The sequence below is a fragment of the Oleiphilus sp. HI0128 genome (assembly GCF_001635365.1).
In genome coordinates, this window is the sequence record NZ_LWGG01000911.1 from 1 (window position 1) to 1,830 (window position 1,830).

Here is a 1,830-nt window from a genome sequence, read left to right on the forward strand (position 1 = left end):
CGCTTGTCTGAAGTTGCACACTCTCTAGGTTGGGCGGCTGCAGGCGCAGATAAAAATAACCTGCCTTACCCACGAATTTTTGCCTTGCACGATACAAGCTATTTGTCCGAGTCAGGCCTGATTCCTCCTTATGTGCCCTCAAGTGGTTCGTCAGACGGTTTTGAGCAATACCAAGTAGGGCAGTTCGAAAATTGGGCTGGTGGGCTTGATTATAGCGCTTCCAGTGGAGGTAATTGGTTGTTTGATCGATCAAGTGCCATGTTCAAAGCGTATATGTCTACTGGGCGGGTAGAATTCTTAAAAGAGGCATTCCTATCGAAGCAGTTCTACTTCTCGCATGTGCGGAATGATGGAACGGCCCCGGCAATGGCTGGTGGTGATGGTTGTTTTACATTTGGTGGTGTTGCTTGTGCTGATGGGAAATATATTGCTCCGCAGCAGGCTAAATTGAGCTGGGCCCTTACTGGCGATGATAGTCAATGGGATGATCCATTAATTACCAATATGGCGTTACAATCTGACTTGGGATGGAATCAATATGGTACGAGAGACACCTTTAATAACGAGAATGAAGGTTTTACTGAGCGCGGGGCAGGTATAGCAGGACTAGCAGAGATTAATGCCTATGAAATGACGGCTGATTCAACGGTTTTAGCTCACCTTAATGAGCGAATTAACTCTCTGAAAGATATGCAGCAAACTGAAAAAACCTGGGATGTAGAAAATGGTTGGACACCGAAAAGTGGTGGCTTTACTCATAATATCGATGTTCACGAAGGTGTGCATAATGAGGGGAGTGCACCATTAGGTGATAGTAGCTCTAGAGGCTTCTCAGCATGGATGACTGAGAATATCGTAGATTTCCTCTGGCAAGCTTACTGGATAACAGGAAATACCGATGCGCCAGAAATGCTAAGACGCATCGCGTCTGCAGTTGAAAATTATGGCTTTACCTCGAATTACAATTCAGAGCTAGGACAGTATGTAAGGAAGGAGGGTTTTACCGGGTATAATAAAACTAAGAGCTGTAATACTACCGGTGCCGAAACAGACTTAGTTTACATGGCGAGTGCTCATGCCCCGTTATCATCTCGGATTAGTGATGACTGGTGGCCCTATTACTCTGATACACATAATATTGAAACAGTTTTGACTCTCGGTGCAGGTTACTACTTTGAAACCGATGAGGCTAAAAAGGTTCAGCTTTCTACTCGAATCGGTAAGATTATCGAAGGCTGGGTAAACCCGAACTGCGCAGAGGTCTTTAGCAATGTTTATAGGCTTTTCAATTGGCAGCATCGTTCTAACTCTGTTCGTACATGGCAGTGGGTTGCAGAGCAAAGTGGCGTAGAGGTTGTGACTCCAGCACAAAGTTTACCACTGGCTCCAGGTTTATTTGTGGCTCGAATAGTTAGTACAGGTGGTACGGATTCTGGCAGCACAGGTGGTACAGATTCCGGCAGCACAGGTGGTACAGATTCCGGCAGCACAGGTGGTACAGATTCTGGCAGCACAGGTGGTACAGATTCTGGCAGCACAGGTGGTACAGATTCTGGCAGTACAGGTGGTACAGATTCTGGCAGTACAGGTGGTACAGATTCTGGCAGTGCAGGTGGCGATATCATCCCTGTTTTTGTAGCGACGGCATCTTGCTCGGCTGGGGATGATCCTCACTGGCAATGTGGTGGTCAGTGGAGCGATATTCAGAATGTCGCTGATAGTGACTTTATCGCAATATGCCCGGGCGCTGAAGGCGGAAATTACTCTGATTGTGCTGACGATGATACATTTGTTTTATTCTCAAACGTTACTTCAAATGATGGCTTTTTT

1 protein-coding gene is annotated in these 1,830 nt (G+C 46.3%); it reads left to right on the forward strand.

Going from position 1 to position 1,830, the window contains the following annotated elements:
- The coding region (locus A3763_RS28715) for a hypothetical protein (RefSeq protein ID WP_197482923.1) at positions 1-1,830 on the forward strand (1,830 nt) is incomplete at both ends.